General features: G+C 50.8%; 24 protein-coding genes. 8 read left to right on the top strand and 16 right to left on the bottom strand.

What is annotated here, in order from left to right; genetic code table 11:
* Positions 1 to 452: 452 nt before the first annotated feature.
* The 3 genes from BMX45_RS23385 to BMX45_RS23375 are packed head-to-tail and all read right to left on the bottom strand — an operon-like array spanning position 453 to position 2,411.
* Positions 453 to 1,334 (bottom strand): diacylglycerol kinase, encoded by an 882-nt coding sequence (locus tag BMX45_RS23385; RefSeq protein WP_009592325.1) that lies wholly within the window; start codon positions 1,332 to 1,334, stop codon positions 453 to 455.
* Between the two features lie 18 nt (positions 1,335 to 1,352).
* The gene (locus BMX45_RS23380; protein WP_090912277.1) at positions 1,353 to 2,117 is read right to left on the bottom strand and encodes a sirohydrochlorin chelatase; all 765 of its coding nucleotides are present in this window, start codon (positions 2,115 to 2,117) and stop codon (positions 1,353 to 1,355) included.
* 3 nt (positions 2,118 to 2,120) lie between these two features.
* Positions 2,121 to 2,411, bottom strand: a complete 291-nt coding sequence (locus BMX45_RS23375) for a YerC/YecD family TrpR-related protein (RefSeq protein ID WP_009592310.1) — start codon at positions 2,409 to 2,411, stop codon at positions 2,121 to 2,123.
* A gap of 292 nt (positions 2,412 to 2,703) precedes the next feature.
* Between BMX45_RS23375 and BMX45_RS23370 the strand changes: the two genes are divergently transcribed.
* The gene (locus BMX45_RS23370; protein WP_090912275.1) at positions 2,704 to 3,294 is read left to right on the top strand and encodes a hypothetical protein; all 591 of its coding nucleotides are present in this window, start codon (positions 2,704 to 2,706) and stop codon (positions 3,292 to 3,294) included.
* Between the two features lie 215 nt (positions 3,295 to 3,509).
* On the opposite strand, the gene BMX45_RS23365 is transcribed toward BMX45_RS23370, so the two are convergent.
* From BMX45_RS23365 to BMX45_RS23335, 7 genes are all read right to left on the bottom strand, one after another.
* Positions 3,510 to 3,875, bottom strand: coding sequence for a YrhK family protein (locus BMX45_RS23365; protein ID WP_090912273.1), 366 nt, complete (start codon positions 3,873 to 3,875; stop codon positions 3,510 to 3,512).
* Positions 3,876 to 4,082: 207 nt separating this feature from the next.
* Positions 4,083 to 5,039, bottom strand: a complete 957-nt coding sequence (gene corA / locus BMX45_RS23360) for a magnesium/cobalt transporter CorA (protein ID WP_090912271.1) — start codon at positions 5,037 to 5,039, stop codon at positions 4,083 to 4,085.
* A 108-nt stretch (positions 5,040 to 5,147) separates the two neighbouring features.
* Positions 5,148 to 6,137, bottom strand: coding sequence for an inorganic phosphate transporter (locus tag BMX45_RS23355; RefSeq protein WP_090912270.1), 990 nt, complete (start codon positions 6,135 to 6,137; stop codon positions 5,148 to 5,150).
* Positions 6,138 to 6,151: 14 nt separating this feature from the next.
* Complete coding sequence (locus BMX45_RS23350) at positions 6,152 to 6,766, bottom strand: DUF47 domain-containing protein (RefSeq protein ID WP_012819132.1); 615 nt, start codon at positions 6,764 to 6,766, stop codon at positions 6,152 to 6,154.
* 232 nt (positions 6,767 to 6,998) lie between these two features.
* Positions 6,999 to 8,129 (bottom strand): DUF3048 domain-containing protein, encoded by a 1,131-nt coding sequence (locus BMX45_RS23345; protein ID WP_090912267.1) that lies wholly within the window; start codon positions 8,127 to 8,129, stop codon positions 6,999 to 7,001.
* A gap of 481 nt (positions 8,130 to 8,610) precedes the next feature.
* Complete coding sequence (locus tag BMX45_RS23340; RefSeq protein ID WP_090912265.1) at positions 8,611 to 9,060, bottom strand: hypothetical protein; 450 nt, start codon at positions 9,058 to 9,060, stop codon at positions 8,611 to 8,613.
* Positions 9,061 to 9,182: 122 nt separating this feature from the next.
* Positions 9,183 to 10,289 carry a hypothetical protein gene (locus BMX45_RS23335; RefSeq protein ID WP_090912262.1) on the bottom strand — a complete coding sequence of 369 codons (1,107 nt, stop codon included), beginning with the start codon at positions 10,287 to 10,289 and terminating at the stop codon, positions 9,183 to 9,185.
* Positions 10,290 to 11,015: 726 nt separating this feature from the next.
* Between BMX45_RS23335 and BMX45_RS23330 the strand changes: the two genes are divergently transcribed.
* The 3 genes from BMX45_RS23330 (at position 11,016) to BMX45_RS23320 (ending at position 13,717) form a co-directional block, all read left to right on the top strand.
* Positions 11,016 to 11,552, top strand: coding sequence for a DoxX family protein (locus tag BMX45_RS23330; RefSeq protein WP_090912260.1), 537 nt, complete (start codon positions 11,016 to 11,018; stop codon positions 11,550 to 11,552).
* Positions 11,553 to 11,813: 261 nt separating this feature from the next.
* Positions 11,814 to 12,338, top strand: coding sequence for a DoxX family protein (locus BMX45_RS23325; protein ID WP_090912258.1), 525 nt, complete (start codon positions 11,814 to 11,816; stop codon positions 12,336 to 12,338).
* A gap of 839 nt (positions 12,339 to 13,177) precedes the next feature.
* Complete coding sequence (locus BMX45_RS23320) at positions 13,178 to 13,717, top strand: DoxX family protein (RefSeq protein ID WP_090912256.1); 540 nt, start codon at positions 13,178 to 13,180, stop codon at positions 13,715 to 13,717.
* 332 nt (positions 13,718 to 14,049) lie between these two features.
* On the opposite strand, the gene BMX45_RS23315 is transcribed toward BMX45_RS23320, so the two are convergent.
* From BMX45_RS23315 to BMX45_RS23305, 3 genes are all read right to left on the bottom strand, one after another.
* A complete protein-coding gene (locus tag BMX45_RS23315; protein WP_090912254.1) occupies positions 14,050 to 14,826 on the bottom strand; it encodes a DODA-type extradiol aromatic ring-opening family dioxygenase in 777 nt (258 codons plus the stop codon).
* 77 nt (positions 14,827 to 14,903) lie between these two features.
* Positions 14,904 to 15,731: an alpha/beta hydrolase gene (locus tag BMX45_RS23310; protein WP_090912252.1), complete on the bottom strand. Its 828-nt coding sequence runs from the start codon at positions 15,729 to 15,731 to the stop codon at positions 14,904 to 14,906.
* Between the two features lie 195 nt (positions 15,732 to 15,926).
* Positions 15,927 to 16,181, bottom strand: a complete 255-nt coding sequence (locus tag BMX45_RS23305; protein WP_090912250.1) for a hypothetical protein — start codon at positions 16,179 to 16,181, stop codon at positions 15,927 to 15,929.
* 266 nt (positions 16,182 to 16,447) lie between these two features.
* On the opposite strand from BMX45_RS23305, the gene BMX45_RS23295 reads away from it, so the two are divergent.
* The 3 genes from BMX45_RS23295 to BMX45_RS23285 all read left to right on the top strand — a co-directional run bounded on the left by BMX45_RS23295 (position 16,448) and on the right by BMX45_RS23285 (position 18,507).
* Positions 16,448 to 16,783: a PadR family transcriptional regulator gene (locus BMX45_RS23295; RefSeq protein ID WP_009592352.1), complete on the top strand. Its 336-nt coding sequence runs from the start codon at positions 16,448 to 16,450 to the stop codon at positions 16,781 to 16,783.
* Between the two features lie 2 nt (positions 16,784 to 16,785).
* On the top strand, positions 16,786 to 17,448 hold the full coding sequence (locus BMX45_RS23290) for a DUF1129 family protein (protein WP_090912245.1): 663 nt from the start codon (positions 16,786 to 16,788) through the stop codon (positions 17,446 to 17,448).
* Between the two features lie 126 nt (positions 17,449 to 17,574).
* Positions 17,575 to 18,507, top strand: coding sequence for a hypothetical protein (locus tag BMX45_RS23285; protein WP_090912243.1), 933 nt, complete (start codon positions 17,575 to 17,577; stop codon positions 18,505 to 18,507).
* A 121-nt stretch (positions 18,508 to 18,628) separates the two neighbouring features.
* Here the strand turns inward: BMX45_RS23285 and ilvA are convergent, their stop codons facing one another.
* Complete coding sequence (gene ilvA, locus BMX45_RS23280; RefSeq protein ID WP_009592278.1) at positions 18,629 to 19,897, bottom strand: threonine ammonia-lyase IlvA; 1,269 nt, start codon at positions 19,895 to 19,897, stop codon at positions 18,629 to 18,631.
* Positions 19,898 to 20,183: 286 nt separating this feature from the next.
* Here ilvA and BMX45_RS23275 point away from each other — a divergent pair, with 286 nt between their 5' ends.
* Positions 20,184 to 20,891 (top strand): hypothetical protein, encoded by a 708-nt coding sequence (locus BMX45_RS23275; RefSeq protein ID WP_090912241.1) that lies wholly within the window; start codon positions 20,184 to 20,186, stop codon positions 20,889 to 20,891.
* A gap of 149 nt (positions 20,892 to 21,040) precedes the next feature.
* Here the strand turns inward: BMX45_RS23275 and BMX45_RS23270 are convergent, their stop codons facing one another.
* On the bottom strand, positions 21,041 to 22,927 hold the full coding sequence (locus BMX45_RS23270; protein ID WP_090912239.1) for a DUF2264 domain-containing protein: 1,887 nt from the start codon (positions 22,925 to 22,927) through the stop codon (positions 21,041 to 21,043).
* A 102-nt stretch (positions 22,928 to 23,029) separates the two neighbouring features.
* Positions 23,030 to 24,166 (bottom strand): glycoside hydrolase family protein, encoded by a 1,137-nt coding sequence (locus BMX45_RS23265; protein WP_090912237.1) that lies wholly within the window; start codon positions 24,164 to 24,166, stop codon positions 23,030 to 23,032.
* Between the last annotated feature and the right edge of the window lie 4 nt (positions 24,167 to 24,170).

Below are 24,170 nucleotides of genomic sequence, written 5' to 3'. Positions count from 1 at the left end.
GCGGTATAGAATTTCATCAGTTCCTCTGATAACTCATAAATTCTATATCTAACACGAAGTGAATCAGGAAGCCAATCGGCATCGAATCTTGAATTCAGCCGGGCCTAAGCAGATGCTTTCGAAGTATGTTTCCTGCGGAAACATTTCAGGTGCTCACGTACCCAAGCGTACGCTCCACTCCTCAGTCCCTAGCTTCATCCAACCTTCTTGGTGCTGAAAACCGACCTTTTTGAACACGCACTTAATAGCGGATGATCTTCCGTTAACCTTCAACGCTTAAACAACAAAAAGCTCCCCCAAGGGAGCTTAGCGCACAAGCTCACGTCCATCATTATACGGGAGCCTCGTATGTTATTCAATCCATTCAGCCTGCAAATCCAATCATTTACTTACAAGAGCCTGAAGCCTAAGGGGCGATCCTCGGCCTGTTCCATCATTTAAAATGGCCCATCTCAGCCAAAAATCCGCAAATGCTGCGGCAGCACGCGGAACGTGCCCGGCAGAACGCCGCCAAACTCGCCATCCAGATTCAGCTGAACCGGTCCCGGAGAGACAACCTCCATATAGTCGGTGCGGAAATGCACGACTCGCTTGTCGTTGATATGCTCGCCGCGAAGAGCTAGCGTAGCCACACGCACGAACTCCGCCAGATTGCACTTGCGCAGCGCAATGACGTCGAACAAGCCGTCGTCGATGCTCGCGCCCGGCGCGATTTTGTCGAAGCCGCCAACCGAGTTGCTGTTCGCAATGAGGAACACCATGAATTCGTCATGGATCGCCGGATGACCGCTGGCGTTGATGATGAGCTCCTGCGGCGCGAGGCTGACCATTTTCTCGATCCCCTTCAAATAATACGCAAGCTGCCCGATCATCGTCTTCAGCTTGCTTGGCACCTCGTACGTAAGCTCGGTCAGCGTACCGCCACCCGCGATATTGATGAAGTAGCGATCATTCGCTTTGCCCACGTCAATCGGACGCGTCTCGCCCCGAATCACCAGATCGCAATATTCCTCCCAGTTCTTCGAGATGCCGAGCGCCCGCGCAAAATCGTTCGTGGTCCCCAGCGGGAAAATGCCCAGCGGCGGGAGGTTATCCCTGCCGGCCATCCCGTTGATGACCTCATTGAGCGTACCGTCTCCGCCGGCCGCGATCACAAGATCGTACCCGCGCTCCACGGCATCCGCCGCTTCACGGGTCGCATCCCCCTCTCCGGTCGTTGCATGACAGGAGGTTTCGATGCCAGCACTGTCCAGACGGTGCAATATATCAGCAAGCCGACGCTTCATTTCCTCCCGGCCGGAGGTTGGGTTATAGATTAACCTTGCATTTCTCATTAACGATACGCCACCTACTTATGATTTCAAGGATTGAAGAAGACGTTTGGCCTGCGACTCCATCCACTGCAGGAGCAGCGGATGCGGAAGCAAGGTCCTGCCGGAATACCGGCATTCCAGCCCCTGGAGCCGATCGGGTATTACCTTCTCCGTAAAATACCCCTCACTCAAAAAAAGCGGAGCTACGATCACATCGCAGCCGCGCTCCATCCATGCTGTCACCTTGTCCCGTACATCGCCGGGACTGAGCAAGGCATAATCCGCGCCGGTTCCGCTGACCTCGCTAACTCGCTGTGCCAAAGAGTTAATACCCTTTTCCCAGCGGCTGCGAAACAGATCATGCCTGCTGCCGTGTCCGACGAGGAGAATGACCTCCTGCGCCGGGTTCACGGACAGTTCTTTCACCTTATCCCATACCATGGCCGCAATCTCGGGATCGTCGTCCATCGGCGTACCGAAATGAACCCGGGACCGAACCCGAAACGGCGCCAGGTCCGTCTCCATGTCCGGAACGGCCTTCGCTCCTATAGCATAAGCTATTTCGTCGACATGTGTGCTGCCGGACGAGACAAATAGAGGAATGACCACAATGTCGGTGACACCCTGGTCTTCCAAGGCCGTGATGCCGTCCTGAATCAGACGGCCCTCTACCAATTCCAGGTACGAAGATACGACCGGTATATCCATGCGGGATGCCAGTTCGTGGACGGCCTCGTCCACAAGCGACACCCATTTCCGTTCACGTGAGCCATGACTGATGACCAGCACACCCGGCTTCGTCATGAATTAACGTCCCAGACGCTCCAGCGTCATTTTGTAACCGTCATTGCCGTAATTCAGGCAGCGCTTCACGCGCGAAATCGTGGCGGTGCTGGCTCCCGTTTCTGCTTCAATCTGGTTGTATGTGCATCCCTTGCCCAGCATGCGCGCCACTTCCAGCCGCTGCGACAAGGATTGGATTTCGTTCACGGTACAGAGATCGTCGAAGAATACATAACATTCCTCCACGCTGTCCAGGGTTAATATCGCTTCGAATAATTGATCGATGCTTTTATCATTTAGCTTCTTTAATTGCACTGGATGATCATCCCCTATTGTTACTGTGTGTATAACACTCGCACTCCCATTGTACCCGAGCGGATATAGTATTTTCAAGCATTAACGATTTCACGCACTACAGGACAACCACCCCTAAGGGGAACTCATCCCGCATAAACGCTCTCATTCACGTCCGATAGAGGCCCGCTAAAATCTTCCTGGGCCATCGCCCGATTCCGCTCCTATCCCGAAAATCGGGACACCCGCCTAAACCCATCGCCCGCCCGTATCATACAGTATAGTATCTTAACTCAAAAAGGAAAGTGATATCATGACGCGTCATTCTCACTATTATCATCGCCGACCCACGAATAATCATCGCTCCCTCAATTCATATGAATCACTGCCGCAGGATCCAACACCGTACCCTGGCATCACGCCATACGGCGATTATCCGGAAGTCGGTGAAACGGCGTTATATCCATATACCGACGGCGTAACGGATTTGGAGGCTTCGGCTTCGGCTCTCGCTCCCTCCTCGAATTCCGGCGGCGGCGGGCTGGCAGGTCTCCTCGGCGGCGGAGGCGGCAGCGGCGGTGGATTAAGCAAGCTCCTCGGCGGGCTCGGGGTCAACAATATGAGCGACATCAAGGGACTCATCGACCGGATGGGCGGCATCGACGGCATCGTCAACAACATCGGCAAGGTACAAAAGGTCATGCAGGGCTTCCAGCAGCTTGCGCCCATGTTCTCCGTGCTGGCAGGCGCACTTAAGAAGAAGGGTAGCGGATCGTCTTCGACTGCCTATACGGATCAGAATGAAGACGGCTACGAATACAGACCGAGAAGACGGCGGTCCTCGGGAAGCAGACGCCGCTCCGGCTCGCGTAAATCGTCCTCCAGCAAAAGACGGCGTCGTTAACCTATGTAATCGGTGCACACGACACTTTATATGCCGTGCAATTCTAATCAAACGGTGCAGGTTCTGATCAGCGAAGCATCAGATCTGTCGGGATGGGTCCATCAGATACGTTTGGGCCCACCATGGCGGTATGCACGGAACCCTCATGCATCACGCAGGCTCCAGTCTGTACCCCCAGACTGGAGCCCTATCTTTTTACGGCCTGTAAATCCTCATCAGCGCGTCCAGTCCCCTTCGGGGCCGGCTTCTTTATTCTCGACGCTTTCCAGCGATTTTAACCGGAACCAATACGAACCGCGCAAACCGGAACGCAGCAGCATCGTAATACTGCCGAGCAGGTACAGCACCGTCGGGATTCGTTTCATCTGGGGATAGAACATCATGATGCTGCCTGCGATGAACAGCAGGCCCGTGGCGATCTCGCTGATGACCATGCCCGCCTCGTAACGGTTCGAGACGGCGAGCTTTCGTTTTCGTTTCCTAGCCAAGCGAAGCATCCGGCGCAGCAGCCGGGAACGCAAAGGCTCGTCTGGTTGACGCGATGAACGCTTCTTGGGATGTCGTTTGAGCCCGAGTTTCATATGCAGTCCCTCCTCAGCAAGCCTTTACCCCTTACGGAAGGACATGAAACGACAGCTATTTAGCATTCGCCATGTAAGATATGGGACAACCTTCCCCGATCGTCTCTCTTCAAATCACTTACTGCCCCAGGACTTCGGCCGACGCAGAGGGTCCCGGCTGGAATCCCGTTCGGTTGGCTTAACAGTATTTACCGCCTTAGAACCTCCTTATTTAAACCAGCCTCTGCGCATAAACCACAACACCATGCCGCCGCCCAGCACGAACATGAGAAGGAGTACAAAGAAGTATCCGTAATGCCACCCCAGCTCCGGCATGTTCTCGAAATTCATCCCATAAATCCCGGCGATCAGGGTGAGCGGCATGAAGATCGTCGTAATGACGGTCAACGTCTTCATGATCGTGTTCATCCGGTTCGAATTCACCGATATGTAGCTATCCCGTAGATCCGCGGTCATCTCGCGGTCCGCCTCGATCATGTCCGCCAGCTTCAGCAGATGGTCATAAATATCGGAAAAATAAGCATGATGCGCGTGATGCTCCATATGCTGCGAGTTCACGATCCGGTACAGCAGATCCCGCATCGGCACCACCGTGCGCCGCAAGCGGAGCAGCCTTGAACGCAGCGCAAACACCTGATTCATTAGGTCCTCGACCGAATCCTTCTCCCCTTGGCTTTCCAGCTCGGCCAGCTCGTCCTCGATGGCGAACAGGCTGGGAAAATACTGGTCCACCAGCTTATCCATAATCGTATACGCCGTGAAGCTAGGGCCGTCCTGGCCCAGCGGCCCCTTGCCGGCAGCCGAGAGCACGCGTTCCCAAGCCTCGTCCATTTCCGGCAGCGCTTGCTGGTGGAAGGAGACCACGAACGAAGGAGCCAGGAACACATCCACTTCGACCGCCTGCAGCGTATCCGGCTGAAGGGCATGCAGGACAAAGAACTGCATGTTGTCGTAATAATCCAGCTTCGGCCGCTGCAGGACGTGCAGGCAATCCTCCACCGCCAGCGGATGAAAGTGAAAATAGCTCTCCAGCTTCCGCGCTTCCTCCGGCGTGGGATTGCTGAAATCGGCCCAGATCCAGGCATAGTCCTCCATCCGGATCTCTTCCAGCGTAAGCCCGGTCACCGGTTCATAGCTTGGCGTAATCGCCAAAACACGTATCATGATTGGATGTCCCCTTCCCCCGTACCATCGATTCTTTGAACAAAAAAAGCCAATCGATTCCTGATTGGCCCCACAACTATCCGTTTCTCTATGTGTAATGATTCATGTCTAGAAAAGAATTTTAAAGATGACTCCTGCCAGTATGGCCGTAATCGGAATCGTAATAAACCAGGTTACCACGATGCGTCCTGCCAAGGACCATTTTACGGCGGAGAAGCGTTTCGCCGAGCCTACGCCGAGAATTGCCGACGTAATGGCATGCGTCGTACTGATCGGCAAGTGAAGCAATGTTGCCGAGAAGATAACGGAAGCGGCCGAGAAATCCGCGGCGAACCCGTTGATCGGCTCGATTTTGAATATTTTCGTACCCATGGTCTTGATGATCTTCCAGCCGCCTACCGACGTACCGAGCGCCATCGCTGTTGCTGCAGAGACTTTAACCCAGAAGGGCACTTCCATCTCCTGCAATTGACCGGACGTCACGAGAGCAAAAGTAATGATACCCATTGCCTTCTGCGCGTCGTTGGTTCCGTGCGTAAAGGATTGCAGCGCTGCCGTAAAGATCTGCATCGTACGAAAGCCCTTGTTCACCGTATGCGGACTGCGCTTAGCAAAGATAACCTTGAGCAGCTGCATGACCAGATAACCGATCACGAATGCGATAATCGGCGACAGGATCAATGCGAGCACGATGTCCTTAAATCCGCCGTAATTCAACATGTCGCTTCCCGCACCGACGAATACTGCACCGGCCAATGCCCCGATCAGGGCATGGGAAGAGGACGATGGCAATCCGAACCACCAGGTAACCAGGTTCCAGATGATTGCTGCAAGCAATGTTGCAATAACAACCTCGATCCCGTTATCCAGCTTGGTCGGATCCGCGACGCTGCCGCCGATGGTTTTGGCAACGCCCGTGAACATCATCGCGCCGACGAAGTTCATGCTCGCTGCGAGCAGTATGGCTACCCGCGGCTTCAGGGCCCGGGTCGATACCGATGTTGCAATGGCATTCGCCGTATCATGGAACCCGTTGATGAAGTCAAATGCAAGCGCCAAAAAAACAACTATTACTAATACTAACATCGTTGTATCCATTGTTCAGGACTCCCTTACGAGTTGCGCATAATGATGGATTCCAGCATATTGGCCACGTCTTCGCAAGTGTCCGTGGTTGTCTCAAGTCGTTCGTAAATCTCTTTCTTCTTGATCAGCAGAATCGGGTCAGAGACGGTGGCAAACAGATCCTTGATGCAGATCCGCAGCAGCTCGTCGCCTTGGTTCTCCAGATCGTTCAAGCGGATCGTGTATTCACGAATCGCCAGCAGTTTCTTCTGGGAGAGCAAATGAATGGCTTTCTGGATTTCATAAGCCGATTGACGCAGAATCTCTGCAAACTGCACCATGTACTCGTCAGGCTTGCCCAGCTGATACATATAGAAACGGGATGCGGTCGCTTCCAATCCGTCCATTACATCGTCCATGCTGGTTGTCAGGTCCATGATGTCGTCGCGTTCGATTGGCGTGATAAATGTTTTGTTGAGTTCAGTAATGATGGTATGCGTGTAGGTATCACACTGCGACTCGTACTTCTTCATTTCGTTGGCAAATTCAAGCACATCTTCAAGATTGGAAACGTGCTGCGAAAAATAGTCTGCGGCTTGTACCACCGTATCGGCCATATTCTCCAGCGTTTGGAAGAATATATCCTTTTTCTTCATTTTCATACTCTTAACCCCTTTTTTCGATAAATTGCCGCGAACGCCCTGAAAAGATAGACAACCTTGACTATCTTATCACATCCATAGCAGGGTGTGTATAGAAAAGTAACACTCAAAAATGTAAGGAACTAACAAAACAGAAGATGCTTGGATTTCCCTTCAATTCCCTTGCCTATTAACATCTCCGTATGCGTGCAAATTATCCCGAAACGGCAGGCCTGATTCGCTGCCTCGAGTTCTAGGGATTCGAGATTGTTACGTGGCTTTCAAAAGAAGGCGAGTTGGGCACAATGTTGAAATATGTCGTTCCCGGAACCAGCGGCACTTCCTTGCCGTCCTTCACGAAACGGATTGCATCGCCCGCAGCGCGTACCCACTGCCCCTTGATGACTACCCCGCGCTGGAACAGCATCGCTTCCCCGCCCGCCTCCACGTTCACGGCAAGCCGGCCCACGTCATCCAGCACCTTATGGTCCGCCCCCAGCACGATCACATTCGCGGCCTCCAGCTGAACGTTATCGTTGAGATCCACATGCGGCGATCCGTTGATCGACCGTTTGTACGTGTTGGAGGAACCGTCATACTGATAATCCACGACATAGCTGTCCAATAAAAATTTGATTTCTACCTTCTCTGCAGCCTCCCCGGAAATAACCTCAACCGGTTCAGTGCCCTCTTCGCCATCGGCGCTTGCAGCGATCGCCTCCGGATAGAACGAATACTCTGGCACCTTTACGTCGTTGCCGTAATTCAGCTTGGCCGCTCCTTCGCGGAGCTTCTCGTCGCTGGAATACAGATTATGCGGCGCTTTGCGGTCCTTGGCTCTCCAGAAGTAGGCGCCTGCATTCCCGATCTCGTCCATGTCCTGCTTCCCTTGCCTTTGAATGATGCTGTAGGCTTCCGGGCTTCCTCCCGCATGCACCAGAACGCCGCCGTAGCTCTCGCCAAGATTGATCAGATACGGTCGAATGCTGCGAATCGGCCCGATCTTCTCAATGTCGCTCTGGCTTTGGAAAATGCCAATCAGCCGCGTGATTCCTCCCTCCGCCAGCACTTCATACACCATGTCCGCTTGACTGAGACCCGACTGCGGCCTAGCGGCTGGTGCGTTATTGATCATAACGGCCAGCGGACGCTGCGTCAGTGAGGCTTCTAACGGCAATCCCGTCAGAGGTGCCTTATATGGAGAAGAGGTTTCCTCCTGAGGCACTTCGACCGGCTGCTCGACCGGAGCCTCCACCGCGGGTGCCGGCGTTGGCTCCGCCTGCTGTTTGCCGCCGCATCCGGACAGCAGCAATACTGTCGCCATGGACAACAAGCTTGTCCCCCACGCGATTTTTTGGAATGACAAAGACCCTTTGCTAAACATATTGTTTCCCCCTATGAACGCTCCCATTACTTATTACCCTAAATTTCCAGACCATTTACCCGTAATTTCCAACCGACGTTTCAACTTTAATTTACATTTAATCACAAAATCCGTGCTTTGTCTGTATTAAGAAGGGATACATTCGGATCATGGTTCCCCTTGCCTCCTTTAGATATTTTTGGAATTTATTATCTAGCTCCTCCCCTAAAATATGTATAAGTTCTTGACGCGAGATATAAAAAAAGCCGCGGTATCCGCGACATCTGATTTATGCATTTGACCCTCGACGTATCAGCATTTTTTCATACTTAGTTAAGGTTCAGTAATTCCTAAAATGACTTACTTTTCACTCATTGTTGCACCTCAATGAGATAGTGAGAATATTAAACATGCCAGTGTTAGACTGCAAGATGGTACAAACAGAATATGAAGCTTTAGACATTTAAGTATACTTTAAGTCAATATTAAATAGAGAAAACTACTATTGAGTCATTAGCATATAGTCTATTAATTTTATCAGTGTGTCGCTTTTTGAACTTAAGATCTTATATTTTTTCTCGTTATTACTAACTTCAACAACTACATAGCCTCTATCATTAATCACAATTGAATAATTATTTGACTTATTAACTATTACGATATCATATGCATTTGTTTGACTTTGAATATTCGTTCCACCAAAAACTCTTTGGTACTTGGAGAGTTCCAATAAATTGATAAAATAATCTACATCTTCTCCACTAATTTCAGTATTTAAAAACTTACTATCTTTAGTTTCATCAAATCTTACATTAAAATTTATTTTCTCCACGTCATTCAATTCAAACACATCGTTCGCACTTTGAGGGCGAAAATAATAAATTGTCCCAATAATCAATATTACAAAGAGAAAAAACAGAAAGACTTTTATGTACTTTTTTTTAATTGTCATTATTCATTCTCCCTCCTTATGAAATAAACTAACTCCATGAACATGTAGTTAGTTTATTTCATTGTTACTTTCTTGACAACTTTAGATATAGAACATTCTATTTCAACCTCTTGTATTTGAAATTAGCTAGCACTTTGAAACACTAAACCATAATAATTCCACGTCAAGAGCCATTCTCTATACTGGGAAGTACTATCTCTAAACAGGTAACAATAATGTGCTAAATTATTAAATTCAGGAGTCTTTTTATAAATCACATTTGATTGTGTCATCGTACTTTCACCATTGACAATCGTAATCCCTACCAATCTGTGCCAAGATTCTTCACCAATTGCCTTAGTCGTATAATCAGCTTGTGGATATTGGATGGAATAATAATTAATATTTTTATCTTCTGTTATATACGCTCTTATTCTATCTCCAGTTGTTCCACCAATTTGGCTTGGAAACGGAATAATACCACTGATTTGGGCGGGGATATCAGTAACTTCCCAGAGTCCCGTTATATTATTAACAAGTGTTTTTACAGTATTGCTAAATACTTTGTTCCAAAAATCTCGCGCCTCAAGTTTAGAGTTAAAATATTTATCACCCGTATTTGAAACATAGTTTCTGATCATTAACGTCTCAAGTTTGTATCTATGCCCACCTTCTCCCCACCAATAAGTTGGTGAAGTCCAACTATGACCTGGTGCCATTACAGAAACCTCATCTGCTAATGTATCAGAACCTAGCAAATTAGGAGAGTATAAGGTAACTGAAACATCATTCAGATTCCTCTCCTTAATCTCCTGCAAAAGTTTATCTACATCACTCTTAATTTCTGCAGAAAGCCGATTATCATTTTTTACTTTGTCAATATTATTAGAATTTATTGCAATTTCACCTACTGCTTGAAAAATACTTTGATCACCATGAACATCTAACACCTTATTGTAAGAAAGATCCCCTCCGTCCACTACTTCATATAATGTGTGCTCTTGTTGTTTACCCATTTGTTTAATTGTGTAGCTTTTTTTGTTACTTTCTTTTTCCTTATCTAATGACTGGTAAGAATTACCAAATGAAACTAATATCCCTTGGTGTTCTTCAAATACGGTTAATTCTATTGGGACATCCTTACTCAACGCCTGTTGATCATCGCTCCCATCATCCGCAAATGCTGATGAATTATTCGAAAAATTTATGCTTAATACAAAAAGTAAAAAAAGAGTAATAAATTTTCGCATTGAATACATACCTCCAAGATTTTTATTGATTTAGAAAGTAATAACCAATCTAGTAATGATGTACATCCTCGACTCCTTTCCATGGCCAAAATAATCCCGTTATGTAATTGTACATTTTGTGAATTTAGGGATCGCCTGAGCTGCTCCAATGATTCTTCTTACAATAATTATTAGATGCAGCTTATTATTGTTAACAGAAATAGTACTGTTACAATCGAGAATTAATTAATACCGGAATTGTTCTTAAAAATTTTTTAATATCTTGTTGCTTTAAACTTACTCATTATATAAAACACCCAGAAACACAATAAGTTATGTATTATTTTTTATTTTTCTCAATTATTGGATGTTATTATTTCAAACTTGACAGTAGCTCATCTGTACCAAACTGTTCCACAAAACATTTATCAAGTACTCTCTAATGATCTCTAAATTCAGAAATCTTTAATTAGTTATGAATTATTTATTTTGTCGTCTGCAGCTTGGCATGATTTATACATTCCACACAGACTGTTATTTCACGCTTGTCATATTCTTGCGAGTGTTTTTTGAAATGTTCACAACTTTGTGATATTTATCACATGTATTGTGAATATTTTCACTTATAATAAAGACATAGAGAAGGTGATCACTTCCCAAGGCAACATGAACACACATCATCGACATCAGAAACAAAGCAATCATGTTAATCCAAAAAAATTAAAACTCATTTAAGGAGTGGTTTATATGTTTAACAACTGGCTGAGAACAAACAAAGTGGCAATGTGGTTACTGACATTCATCCGCGTCTACATCGGGTATGAATGGATGACGGCAGGTTGGGGCAAATTGACAGGCGGATTCGAAGCAGGCGGATTCCTGCAAGGCGCGATTGCCAAAGCAGCCGGCGATCACCCCGCCGTCCAAGGCTGGTGGGCAGCGTTCCTGGAGCACGCGGCACTGCCGGGCGTGAAGCTCTTCAACTTCATCATCCCGCTCGGTGAGTTCCTCGTCGGGGTCGGACTCATCCTCGGTACCTTCACCACCTTCGCTGCTCTGATGGGACTGGTGATGAATGCCGCGTTCCTCTTCTCGGGCACCGTGAGCACCAACGCCCAAATGCTGCTGCTTGAAGTGCTGATCGTCGTTGCTGCTGCCAACGCTGGTAAAATCGGTCTCGACCGGTGGGTTCTCCCTTATCTCCGCGGCCTGTGGAACAAAATGACGCACCGCGATCATGAGCCAAAAGCACCGACGACTCGTCTAAAAAAACGCACAGCTTAACTTCGTAACGATCCCTGCAAGACGGTGGAGAACTCCGGTTCTCCATCGTCTTTTTTTCATGCCAAGAACCTATGCCAAATCACAGTCTATGCGAATACTGTATTTAAATACAGATTTTTGCAAATATGAATAATTTGTTATGATGCGACATTATATAGATCGTTGCTGTTTTTTTCGGCTTTCGTCGCGCTTACGAATTTTAAATTTGCAAAAATCTGAAAACAAAAAAGAGAATGATTATTCATTGGAGGAGTGGTGTTGATGTTTATTCAATGGTTGCAATCCAGCAAAATCGCAATGTGGCTGCTGACGGTCATTCGGGTGTACGTCGGGTATAAGTGGTTGTCTGCTGGCTGGGGCAAGTTAACGGGAGGCTTCGATGCGAGCGGATTTATGCAGGGGGCCATCGCCAAATCCACCGGTGAGAATCCCGCGGTTCAAGATTGGTGGGCCCTATTCCTCAAGCATGCCGCACTCCCCGGCGTCAAATGGTTCAACGTCATCATTCCTCTGGGCGAATTCCTTGTCGGGCTAGGCCTGGTCCTCGGCTCGTTCACCGTGTTCGCGGCGCTGATGGGACTGGTGATGAACTCGGCGTTCCTCTTCTCCGGTTCGATCAGCATCAACGGTCAACTCCTGCTGCTCGAATTCCTGATCATCCTCTCAGCGGCCAACAGCGGTAAGATCGGCATCGACCGTTGGCTCATGCCTTATCTTCAGAATAAATTCACGCGCAAAGCGAAAATCAGCAGCGACTCCTCCCCTCTGCAAAATCAGGCGGTCTGACTCACCAGGAATGCGGGAGTAAATTAGAATTAAAAGATAATTTAAAGTAATCTCAAGTTGGATCGTATTCGGTCGTATTCAGTCATACACTTCTCGTCAGCTAAATTCGTTTCTGGCTCCCCTGTCCCATAGCTAAATCCATCTCGGTTCTTCTTCCTGACAGTAAGATTTGAATGTTTCTCCTCTATCCGAACTCTTTCTGCTTGCCTTTTCAATAAGTCATCGGGTGACCGCGGCCACCGGTACCGGTCATCCGTGTTTTATAAGCAGTTTTGCCTAGTAATAAATTCACGACGAGCCAACCTGACCAGCGAAATGCTACCTCCCAATGCGTTGCGCTGCGTTTCTATGCGTTTCAGGTACTAGGTGCTGCTTTGCGCATACTGCTTACAGCGTAGCTGGATTTTCGCTAACTACTTATCTGCTCTGCTTGCTGGTTTTGCATTTGCCACCTCCTATTTTGCATATCTTTTACTGGATATTTGCCCACTCCTACAACACCCTACACAACCATGCTTACCATCACGTATCATACTGGTAATCTCCCTCACACTGTCTCGTATATTCTCCTCCGCCTCTGCTATATTGCACCTGTTCTTCCAGCCCATTTTCACCTATCACTTCCCCCTGCCAACTCACGAATTTAAAGTTTTTTATGATTTTTATCACTAATGTGATTTAAATCACATATATTGTGATTTATTTCACTTATAATAAAGACATGAAAGAGATGATCATCTTCCTAAAGAACCAACATCACAGAACGAACTTCAACACATCCGAGAATTGGCAAGGAAGCTTTCATAAAAAGAAAATCATACTTTTAAGGAGTGGTTTATATGTTTAACAACTGGCTGAGAACAAACAAAGTGGCAATGTGGTTACTGACCTTCATCCGGGTCTACATCGGGTATGAATGGATGGTAGCAGGTTGGGGCAAATTGACGGGCGGATTCGAAGCAGGCGGATTCCTGCAAGGCGCGATTGCCAAAGCAGCCGGCGATCACCCCGCCGTCCAAGGCTGGTGGGCAGCGTTCCTGGAGCACGCGGCACTGCCGGGCGTGAAGCTCTTCAACTTCATCATCCCGCTCGGTGAGTTCCTCGTCGGGGTCGGACTCATCCTCGGTACCTTCACCACCTTCGCAGCCCTGATGGGTCTGGTCATGAACGCCGCGTTCCTCTTCTCGGGCACCGTGAGCACCAACGCCCAAATGCTGCTGCTTGAAGTGCTGATCATCGTCGCTGCTGCCAACGCTGGTAAAATCGGTCTCGACCGGTGGGTTCTCCCTTACCTCCGCGGCTTGTGGAACAAAATGACGCACAGAACAACTAAAGGCGACGGCACCACCCACACACCTTTCAAAAAACAAACCGCATAACATTGTAAGCAACTGAAACCTAAACAATCTAACCTAGTGTAAACAACCCGACTTGAGCCATCAAGCCGGGTTGGTTTTGTTGTGGCACGTTGGAGTTACGGCTCAGTTTAACGGATCGTGTGTCCGATAGATCCCCTTAATGCGGGCAAAAAATAGCGGATCTGTGGTCCCACAGGGCCCGGCTGGGCCGTAACGCTGCATCCGACCGGGCCGTACCGCTGGGTCCTGCTTGCAACGAGAGGGCTTCTCCCCAGACATCTGCCCGACTCGCGCCCGCAGACATCCCCCAGCAACAACAAAAGCCGAGCTTGTGATCCAAGCTCGGCTTCTCATTATTCGAATGACCAGCAGTTCAGGCTCAAACTGCCATATTGGTAAGATTGAAACAATCGCTTCGCCTTGCGGCCGTTGTCCGCAGCCCCCATCGCATAGAACAAGGGAACAAAATGCTCCCGTCCGTAGGAAGGTACGGCGTCGCTGGCATGAGGCGCTTTTTTGTCATACGCAAACAGATTGTGGAGGTCCCAATACGACAGCTGCTCCGCAACCCATTCGTCGAATTCAGTCGCCCATGCATCCGGCTCATCGCTCTGATGCACCATCCGCAGATTGTGCACCAAGCCGCCGCTGCCGATAATCAGAATGCCTTCATCACGCAAATCGGACAGCATCGCACCGATGGAATATTGTTCGCTTGGCGAGCGCTTGGAGTCCACGGACAAGGCCACCACGGGGATATTCGCATCGGGGTACATTTTGCGCAGAATGACCCATACCCCATGGTCCAGTCCGCGGCCGGTTACGGCTTTGGCGTGCAGATTCTTTGCCTCAAAACGCTGACGGATCTGAGCTGCCAGCTCCGCACTGCCTCGGGCAGGGTACGTAATCTTGTACATCTCTTCCGGAAATCCGTAAAAATCATGCATGGTTCCATGCTCGGCGTCCTCGGTCAACCGTTGATCAGGATCGTCCCAATGGGCTGAAAATACCGCAATGCCTCTAGGTGCAGGCAGCTCCCGCCCCAACTGCTCCAGGAAGCGGGTGTACTCGTTGTCCTCCAGGGCCATCATCGGCGAACCATGGGCAATAAATAAAGCAGGTAACGTCATCGATGCCACCTCCAGCTTCAAAATCAAGGGACAACTCTATTGTACCGTTAAATCGCCCATTATGCCAAATAACTCCCTTAAATCATCCAGTGCTGCCATTCCTGCTGAATGTTCTCCTGCCCGTTCAACCAATCCCGCGTCCGCTCAAGGAGCAGCTGGCGCTGGGGTCCGGCAGAGTACGTGTGATCGGCCTGGAAAATAATCTCCTTATCGCAGCGGCCTTCCTGACGCATCCAGAACACTTTTTGAAACAGGAAAGCGTAGTCCACCGGAATCACCTCATCCGAGGTACCATGGACGACCAGCACATTGCCCGTAAACTTGATCGCTTCCTGGAATGGCTGCCCCTGAGCCAGCGAATCGAAAAAGACCGGGGTAAACGAGTATCCCAAATAATCGGCGGATCCCGACTTAACCGAGGTGTCGTACACATCGCGACCGGTGATTTTGACGATATCGTTGAACGGATATCCTACCGCGGACCACAGAACCAGATTCTTCACCCGTCGATCGCGAACGGCCGTCTGCAGGGCGACGGCGCCGCCCAGGCTATGTCCGAGGAGCGTGATGCGCATCGGATCGACATCCGCGCAGCTGAGTCCGTAATCAAGAACGGAACGCGTCTGGGCAATCATCGAGTCGAGACCTTCGCTGCCGTAATTGCCCGAACTTTCCCCGCATCCGATATAGTCGAAACGAATCACCATGTACCCGTCTTCGGCAAACTCGCGCGCCGTTTTGACAAACAACCGATCCACGCCGATTCGGCTTCCCACAAAGCCATGGCAGATGATGACCAGCGGAACCCGATTGCACCGGCTTCCGTGAGCCGATTCCTTCAATGGGTAATGGATGGTTGCCGTAAGTTCCTCTTGATTATGCCGGATTGTAATTTGCCGCTCCATGCCGATTCCTCCTTGCGATAACGCGCCGTAATCATAATATTAATAATTCCGATAAGATTAATATGAATTAATTAAACTTATCTTAGCATCGTGATTATGGATTGTCAACGCAATTGAGCACCGGCAAACGCAAACTGAGCATAGGTGTGACGGTGTGATGAACGCTGAAATGGCGGTAAACAACTAAATCCAGCCTTACTCGTAGCTCTGGCGAAACATCGCATGGGTTTCTTCGCGCCCGCTCCAATCGTTCATCCAGGTTTTCCCGACCGGATCATTCTCCCATAAGGATGCGGCGGAGTGATCATGGTCCTCACGCTCGGAGACGAATCCGCCTTCAGGCTGGGCCGGTGAACCATCCGGAGCACCGCTGCTTGCGATTACCTCCTGGCCTTGTGCCGGCACAGCGTCTCCTCCGTGCAATTCATCGTCAAAAAAGCTAGCGCTCATCTGATAACTCCTCCTTCTTGTCCCTGAATGATCAGGGCGTCGTGTATAGATTCAGAATGCTTATTATTGTGAAATAGGAGCCGGAGAATTATACCTTGTTCACGAATGTGACAAGATTCAGCAGTACTACCTTGCATTGCAAGCATGTTGTCTGCTATGATATATTGCATAACAAGGTAGTCTGCTATCGTACCTTCTAGTAGTCCGGCCCATTGCGCCTCACTACCTTGCATAGCAATATACCTGAAGGAGGAATTCCCACATTCATGACCACCCAAAGTCAAATGCTAAAAGGCATTCTCGAAGGCTGCATCCTCTCGCTCATGGAGCATCGGGAGGTTTACGGTTATGAGCTCAGCACGCTGCTGGAAGACAGCGGGCTAACGTTTGTGAGCGAAGGCAGCATCTATCCCCTGCTGCTGCGCATGCAGAAAGAGCAGCTCATCGAAGGCACCCTAAGGCCCGCGCCCGGTGCCGGGGGACCGCCACGCAAATATTACAATCTAACCGATAAAGGCCGGCAGGTTCTTCAACAATTCAAGGAACATTGGGGAACGCTTAAAGATAGTGTGGACCACATTTTAACCCGCGGAGGACAATAAAGATGAATACCAAACAGATGATCAAAGAGAACAACCGACTTCAGGATGCCATGAACCCAAACAACCTGAGCTACTACCAAGACATGGTGGTCTATATCCGCAGCAGCTCCGTGCAGGAGCAAAAAGGCGAGGAACTGCTGCTCGAAATCGCCCAGCACCTGCTGGACGCGCAAGCCAAAGGCAAAAGCGCCGAGGAGGTATTCGGAAGCGATCCCGAATCCTACTGCAAGGAGCTGGTCGAGCAGCTGCCAAAAATGAAAGGCCTCAGCAGCCTCCAGTTCCATCTCATGATCCCTTGGGTGGCCTTAACCTGGTTTTTCTTCGTTCAAGCCTTGGTCGGGTTCATCACGATGTGGGCCGGGGGGCCGGTCGAACGCATGACGCAGGTGCGCATATCGACCCTGATTCTGATCGCAGGCGGTTCCTATATGCTGATCCATGCATTGCTGAGATGGATGAAGAACGACACCTTCAAGCCGGAGGAAGACAAGCGCAAGGTGAATGCTCGCAATATCGGGATTTATATCGTCATCACGGTATTGATATTGGTAGCGGGCGTGTGGCTGGGACGGCTGCTGCCGGTGCTGACGGTTGCGCCATGGATAAGCCTCGTCATATTCCTCATCGGAATCGCAGGGACCAAACTTCTTTTTTCGAGCAAATAATACAAACTCGTCATGAATTCGCGTGCGTCGCATAACAAAATCTTTAATATTTTTTCGTTCTTTGTAAAGTAATGTTCTATAGAAGATGATAGGATAAGGGTAATGTGTGGTAAGGGAGGAAAAACCATGTTAAAGTCGAAAAAATCCGCTATTGCTGCCATCCTTGCACTTATTCTATCGTTCCAGACCGGCATTATCGCTAACGCAGCACCCGCATCCCAAGCTGGCTCAAACGCAGTTTCAAGCAAAGCTGCCGCCTTCGGCAATGCCGTGTACAACAAAGCCAATCAACTGCTGAAGGAATCCGACGTGGCTTATGCCAAGTCTTACATCACCAAGCATATTCGCAGCGTGACCGCGTATCAGGCGACCATGCTGGTGCTTAAGCTGGAGAATGCGATGAATGATGCGCTCCCGGCAAAAACCGACAAGGTGTACGAAATCGGCATTCAGGATAAACTGATGAACCTGTACAAATACGGGGAGCCGATTAACACCACCATTAACAAAACCAAAGATGAAACGCTCCGAAAGGTGCTCATCAACCTGAGAGACAGCGGCTACAGGCTGTATACGACCGAGGGCGTGATCTTCCCGATTATCGACTATACCACGCTGAAGCCCTACAAGCCTTATATCAACAAGGATATTCAAGCCTATATCGACATCATGGTCGTTGAATCCGAGAAGCCGGCCGTCAGTGATGCCGCTTTGGTGATCCCATGGAGCGAGGTCATTGATCGGGGACTGACGCAAGAGGCCTTTATCAGTTCTTATCCCAAATCCAATCGGACTGCGGACGTGAAGCTGAAGCTTCGATTCACCGAGCTTAGCCTATATTACGGTTATAACAACACGCCGCTGTTCAAATACGAGGACAATCTGCTGGACCCGGAAGTGAGGCAAGCATTCGATAAAGCACTGAAGGACAGCGATGCTGTCTCCAAAAGCGCGCTCCTCAAAAAGCTCAAGTCCTGGTCCGACGTACTGGAGAGCAACAAAGACAAGCTGAACCAGGAAGTGGAGCGGTACCGTGCCAAGGCGGTTCCCATTGACTGAGCCATCCTGACGTTAACGACGGGTGACACCCTGGATCGCAAGAGGACATACATGAAATAACTAGAAAAGCCGGAGTTCCCGTTAGGGGAATCCGGCTTTTTATGGTGCTTTCGTGTACCTCTTAAATCAGCAGATTGAACAGATTCATGTTCTTGTTCAGCTCCGTGTAATCCAGTCCCTTGCGCTGCATCCGCTCCACCAGCGGGCCGTAATCCTCCGGCCTCAAGAGCTCGATGCCCACCAGGGCAGGCCCGTCTTCCTTGTTATGCTTCTTCGTGTACTCGAAGCGCGCGATATCGTCGTCGGGACCGAGCACTTCCTCCAGAAACTCGCGGAGTGCGCCCGCACGCTGCGGGAAGTTGATCATGAAGTAATGCTTCAACCCTTCGTAAATCAAGGAGCGCTCCTTGATTTCCTGCATCCGGTCGATATCGTTATTGCCGCCGCTGATGATGCAGACGACCGTTTTCCCGCGAATCCGGTCCCGGTTCATATCCAGCGCCGCTACGGCCAGCGATCCCGCTGGCTCCACAACGATCGCATTCTCGTTATACAGCTCCAGGATGGTGGTGCAGGCCTTGCCTTCCGGTACCGTCACGATGTCGTCCACCAACTCGCAGCAGATGTCATACGTCAGCTGCCCGACGCGCTTCACGGCGGCGCCATCCACGAATTTGTCGATCTCATGCATGGTGACGACCTCGCCCTGTTTCTTGGACTCGATCATGGACGCTGCGCCAAGCGGTTCGACGCCAATGACTTGTGTCGTTGGGCTGACGGTTTTGACGTAGGTTGCCACGCCGGCCGCAAGACCGCCGCCGCCGATGGTGACAAACATATAGTCGGCAGGTGCGTCCAGCTCCTCCATAACCTCCATCCCGATCGTGCCGTTGCCCGCGATGATCTTCGCTTCATCAAACGGGTGGATAAAAGTCATGCCGTACTCGTCGCATGCCTTAATCGCTTCGGCATATGCATCATCGAAGGTATCCCCTGTCAGAATGACCTCGACGCTGCCCCCGCCAAAACGCTTCACCTGCTTCACCTTCTGGTTCGGGGTCGTGCTCGGCATGTAAATCTTGCCTTTGATATTCAGCGCGTTGCAGGAGAAAGCCACCCCTTGTGCGTGGTTGCCCGCGCTTGCGCACACAATGCCGTTGCTGCGTTCTTCCTCCGACAAGCTGCGAATCATATTGTAAGCGCCGCGGATCTTGAAGGAGCGAACCACCTGCAGGTCCTCGCGCTTCAGATACACTTCGCAGTCATACTTGGCTGATAGTACTGCATCCCGCTGCAGCGGCGTGCGTACGATCACTTCGCGAAGCACGTGGTGTGCGCGCACGATGTCCTCCATGCTGACTGCCCGTTTTGCCGTATACGTCTCTTCCATTCTCTCGATCACACTCCCACTTCGCTGCCAGGTAAACGTTGATCCATCCGCTACCCTTATTTACGTATTTCTATCATTGTATCACTTTTCATGAAAATATCCCGCCCTTTTCTGGCAAGCTTTCGCAAAAGAGTCATTTTCGCAACAAGCATTAGCCGGGATGCACAGCCATTACCCGGATATGGCAATGAAGGATCGGGCCTTCCCTTTAAAGAGGGTTGACTTCCTTCTGACACTTTACTACTATAAAGCATGAAAATTAACCTAAATTTTGGGAGGGGTTTTAATGAAGAAGAAAGTATTGTATGGGTTATTGGCGGGTACACTTACGCTGGGGATCGGTACAGGCGCTATGGCGTCGTCAGCTTTGGAGCCAATCAAAGCCTATTTGAACAGCAAGATTTCCCTGAAGTTAAACGGTACGGTGGTCACGCCGAAAGACGCAAGCGGCAAAACCGTGCTGCCGATTACTTACAACGGCACGACGTACTTGCCTGTGCGAGCTGTAGGCGATCTGATGAATATCGACATTCGTTATGACAGCGCAACTTCTTCAGTACTGATTGGCGGCAATCAGGGATCCCCATCCGAAACCTCCAGTCCGTTATCATTAAGCTCGCTCGGAGCCTCCGTATTGGGGACATCGGCCTGGCACACCAAAGATTCCAGCGATACGGTCTACAAAGGCAAGGATTATAAAGACGTTTATTTACATACCGATTCGGCCAAACAAGGCAACAGCTTCCAGATCATGACGGGTAAAAAATATGCCAATCTGCATCTTGAGCTGGCCGTGACTGGCGGTGCACAAGAAATCGTAATTATGGACCACAACAACTCAACGCTCAAAAAGGTGTCCCTGGCTGCTGAAGATGGCCTGGTCGGCGTAGACGTCGATGTATCGGCTGCCGATTTTATTTTTGTGGAGATCGTTGATGAAGGTCCGGGCACTTCCTTGTTTGTTCCTCTGACCAGTTCCTATTTGACAAAATAAAGTCTATGCGATGATTCGCGCGGGCGGAAGTCCATGATATTGAAAGCCGGGGGTTCATGACCCCCGGCTTTCGCCTGTCTATCTGTATGATCTATATTAGCTCTGACAAACCACGGCTTCATACCTGTTAGGGCGAGACCACCTGCCCGTTAGTCCATCGGAATCACGATGATATTCCCCGTCAGCGTCGTAATTTTAATCTCACACTCTCCTATCTCGACGCCCAGCCTTTCTTTCATGTCTTCCATGGAAGGCTCCTCAATGGCGGGAGTTCCGGCATCGCTGGGGGTGCCATGCACGGCCGCGATGAGCCAATGGATTCCGGGTTCGAGCGCCGCCCTCAACGTAGGAATGACGGTGCGGGGACGCAGAAGGTTCGTATTAGCATGAGGATAGATAAGCTCTGCCGTATCGTAACCGAGCATGCCATAGATGGCACTCGTGCCGAAGGTCCCGGAAGCCGATGCTGCCTCTTCTCCAACCATGGAGCTGCTCAGAGATCCCAAGCCTAAAGCAAACCCGCCCTCGGCAGCATCGAGTATTCGTTCCGTGCTGATCCGATGAATGCGAATATGCCATGGAAGCCCTGCCGCTATCCAGGTCCTTACCTCGACGTCTCTCCACGGCCTCCATTTTGCATACAGCACATGCTCCTGAATCCGCGTCTCCTCGCATAAGCGCTTGACCCGAAACAGCCGATCGCCCTCGCTAAGGGCAAGCATGGAATCGAAAGCCCCCTGGGCCAGTCCCCATTCCGCCCTTGGCACGCTGAACGCAAAGGCGGTAGAGTAGACGAACTTCTCGTACTTGGCGGAAGTATGCGTATGCTCGTTAGTAGACGGGTGGCCCGTATTGAACGCGGCCACATGGCCGGTCTGCGGCTCCCTGCAAAGCACCAGATGTGCAGGCTCTTGCACCGAAATATGTTCCGTCTCCGCCAGTTCCTGTTCCTCGGCCATCCAGAAAGGATCCCCGTCCGGCAAAGCCAGGATCAGGAACGTTTTCAGCGCCCAGTACACGGAGCCAGCTGCGTTATAGTTCTCCGACATGATTCGGTTCGGGTAAGCGTAGCCCACCGTCAACACGCCGTCCCGGTCGAATATAGGCTGCTTAAACCACCATCTGAGATTTCTAAGGACCAGTCCCTTCAGCTGGCCCGGACTAAACCCGTCCAGCCCGGCATAAGCCGCAGCCGACCAGAAGGCCGACTGCGCAAAGCGGTACGTCAAGCTGCGTCCGTAAGGAACGGCCGTCCCGTCGGGAGCAAACCAGTGGATGAAATCGCGTGCAAACAACGCTGCCCGCTCCCTGTAGCGCCCGGCGCGGTCCGGATCTTCGTCTCCCATCAGCTGAGCATAGATCAAGCCATAAAAATGAAAAGCATACGGCACGTAATAATCACAGTGCCCCCCGATCCCGTCGCTATACCAGCCTGCATCCAGATAAAATTCCTCAATGCGCCGGAGATTGCTCTCCAGCTGCCCGGCATCGTAGGGTAAGCCTGCCTTGCGGAAACCAACGTTGACAAATACATGGAAGAACAGCCAATTGCAATCATAGCAAGGATGATGGTTGATTTGATCGAGCCACTGATAGAGGTTGTCCTTCTCCTTTTCGCTCAGCGGCTGCCAGATGCGGTCCGGAATCAGGGCAAAGGCCAATCCGAACACCGCCATCTCCACCAGCCGTTGATCATAGTCATTAACCTGCCCCCAGTACTCCGCATGCTCCGGATCCGTCCCTGCGCGTATCCCTTGCAGGCACAGCTCCCACAGCTCGTCATGGGAGCCGCCGGCAACGGCGGGAACGAGTCCCCACAAGACGCGAGAGAAACCCTCCATCTCCGCAATATCGGCATAGGCATCGGCGCCCGAACGCTCAAGGATTAAGCGTGCGCGCCCCTCGCTGTAGCATCTGCTTAAAGGCTCCAGCAGCTGCGAGAGCGCCTCCTGCACGTCCCGTCTTGTTCTCAACGGATTCCGGGCGACCGGATGGATTAAGCCGCCCTCAGGATTCCCAGTAGCCTGTATGCTCATCTAACATTCTCACTCCATTCCCGGAATGCTTCTTCTAGTTCCCTTATCCTCTTCCTAGCCTTGCTCCCACTATTTCATTCCCGAGCGCCGTTTCAATCTCCGTTATTCCCAGTAAAACGGCCCCTTCCCACTCAGCCGCGCCAGCCCTTCCACAAAGAAAAAGTCGCCGTAAATCAGGGGCACGTCGATATTCTTGCCCTCCGGATAATGACTGGTCCCATGGAGTATCAGCCCTTCCTCCCCATCATTGTCCCATGTGCCGTAATTCCGGTACAGCGATTCCAGAATCCGGACCGCGGATGTCCGGTATACGGCCGCCTGCCCCGGCTCCACCTTGTCAGCCAGCAGCAGCAGCCCGCTGGCGGCGCAAGCTCCGGCGGACGAATCCCGGTAGATGCGGGCCTCGTCCGGCGCGCGGAAGTCCCAGAACGGCACATGGTCTTCCGGCAGATTCGCCAGAAAGAAATGCGCCACCGTTTTGGCCGTATCGAGGTAAATCGACTTGCCCGTGTGATGGTAGGCAAGCGTCAAGCCGTAAATCGCCCACGCCGTTCCCCTGGACCAGGCGGATTCAGGCGCAAAGCCCTGCCCGCCGATCCCTTCCAGGCGCTCACCGGTAACGGGATCGTACCGTACGATGTGATAGACGGAACCATCCGGCCGGACGAAGTCCCGGACCACCGTGTCCATATGCGCTTCGGCCATATGCTGGTAGCGGGGATCGCCGCTGATCTGCGACGCCAGGAACAACAGGGGCGTATTCATGGCGCAATCGATGATCGCGAGACCCGCGTTATCCTCCCCTTCCGACCACGGGTTCCAGGCTCGGATATACTGTCCCTTCAGGTTGAAGCGTGCAGCCAGGTAGTTGGCTGCCTTGAGCACGCGTACCTTGGACTCTTCGCTGCCGGTCAGCTTGTAGGAAGCCATGCTGGTCAGCGTCCACATGAAGCCAAGATCATGGTCCAGGCGCACATACTGGTTCAGTACGTCATCCAGAATGAGCTCGCACTGCTCGGCGGTTGCTCTAAGCTCCGCCACCCCGCTATCGTTGTACAGAAGCCACAGCAGGCCCGGCCAGAAGCCGGCCGTCCACCAATGCGGCGGCTCCAGCTGGTAGACGCCATTCTGGCTGGCATGCGGAAACCTCGCTCCGATCCGCGCTACGTTCCGCCGCGTCTTCGCAAGCGATTTTTCCCATGCCTCCGTCAACCAATCCAAAGCGACCTCCGTTTTCATTCCT

The sequence above is a fragment of the Paenibacillus sp. cl141a genome (genome assembly GCF_900109305.1).
Classification (GTDB): domain Bacteria; phylum Bacillota; class Bacilli; order Paenibacillales; family Paenibacillaceae; genus Paenibacillus_AQ; species Paenibacillus_AQ lautus_A.
This window is presented reverse-complemented; position numbering and strand designations above follow the sequence as displayed.

Excerpts from the sequence above, each read along its gene's own strand:
- BMX45_RS23385 (WP_009592325.1), bottom strand. The coding sequence starts at position 1,334 with ATGAGAAATGCAAGGTTAATCTATAACCCAACCTCCGGCCGGGAGGAA.
- BMX45_RS23380 (WP_090912277.1), bottom strand. The coding sequence starts at position 2,117 with ATGACGAAGCCGGGTGTGCTGGTCATCAGTCATGGCTCACGTGAACGG.
- BMX45_RS23370 (WP_090912275.1), top strand. The coding sequence starts at position 2,704 with ATGACGCGTCATTCTCACTATTATCATCGCCGACCCACGAATAATCAT.
- BMX45_RS23365 (WP_090912273.1), bottom strand. The coding sequence starts at position 3,875 with ATGAAACTCGGGCTCAAACGACATCCCAAGAAGCGTTCATCGCGTCAA.
- corA (WP_090912271.1), bottom strand. The coding sequence starts at position 5,039 with ATGATACGTGTTTTGGCGATTACGCCAAGCTATGAACCGGTGACCGGG.
- BMX45_RS23355 (WP_090912270.1), bottom strand. The coding sequence starts at position 6,137 with ATGGATACAACGATGTTAGTATTAGTAATAGTTGTTTTTTTGGCGCTT.
- BMX45_RS23350 (WP_012819132.1), bottom strand. The coding sequence starts at position 6,766 with ATGAAAATGAAGAAAAAGGATATATTCTTCCAAACGCTGGAGAATATG.
- BMX45_RS23345 (WP_090912267.1), bottom strand. The coding sequence starts at position 8,129 with ATGTTTAGCAAAGGGTCTTTGTCATTCCAAAAAATCGCGTGGGGGACA.
- BMX45_RS23340 (WP_090912265.1), bottom strand. The coding sequence starts at position 9,060 with ATGACAATTAAAAAAAAGTACATAAAAGTCTTTCTGTTTTTTCTCTTT.
- BMX45_RS23335 (WP_090912262.1), bottom strand. The coding sequence starts at position 10,289 with ATGCGAAAATTTATTACTCTTTTTTTACTTTTTGTATTAAGCATAAAT.
- BMX45_RS23330 (WP_090912260.1), top strand. The coding sequence starts at position 11,016 with ATGTTTAACAACTGGCTGAGAACAAACAAAGTGGCAATGTGGTTACTG.
- BMX45_RS23325 (WP_090912258.1), top strand. The coding sequence starts at position 11,814 with ATGTTTATTCAATGGTTGCAATCCAGCAAAATCGCAATGTGGCTGCTG.
- BMX45_RS23320 (WP_090912256.1), top strand. The coding sequence starts at position 13,178 with ATGTTTAACAACTGGCTGAGAACAAACAAAGTGGCAATGTGGTTACTG.
- BMX45_RS23315 (WP_090912254.1), bottom strand. The coding sequence starts at position 14,826 with ATGACGTTACCTGCTTTATTTATTGCCCATGGTTCGCCGATGATGGCC.
- BMX45_RS23310 (WP_090912252.1), bottom strand. The coding sequence starts at position 15,731 with ATGGAGCGGCAAATTACAATCCGGCATAATCAAGAGGAACTTACGGCA.
- BMX45_RS23305 (WP_090912250.1), bottom strand. The coding sequence starts at position 16,181 with ATGAGCGCTAGCTTTTTTGACGATGAATTGCACGGAGGAGACGCTGTG.
- BMX45_RS23295 (WP_009592352.1), top strand. The coding sequence starts at position 16,448 with ATGACCACCCAAAGTCAAATGCTAAAAGGCATTCTCGAAGGCTGCATC.
- BMX45_RS23290 (WP_090912245.1), top strand. The coding sequence starts at position 16,786 with ATGAATACCAAACAGATGATCAAAGAGAACAACCGACTTCAGGATGCC.
- BMX45_RS23285 (WP_090912243.1), top strand. The coding sequence starts at position 17,575 with ATGTTAAAGTCGAAAAAATCCGCTATTGCTGCCATCCTTGCACTTATT.
- ilvA (WP_009592278.1), bottom strand. The coding sequence starts at position 19,897 with ATGGAAGAGACGTATACGGCAAAACGGGCAGTCAGCATGGAGGACATC.
- BMX45_RS23275 (WP_090912241.1), top strand. The coding sequence starts at position 20,184 with ATGAAGAAGAAAGTATTGTATGGGTTATTGGCGGGTACACTTACGCTG.
- BMX45_RS23270 (WP_090912239.1), bottom strand. The coding sequence starts at position 22,927 with ATGAGCATACAGGCTACTGGGAATCCTGAGGGCGGCTTAATCCATCCG.
- BMX45_RS23265 (WP_090912237.1), bottom strand. The coding sequence starts at position 24,166 with ATGAAAACGGAGGTCGCTTTGGATTGGTTGACGGAGGCATGGGAAAAA.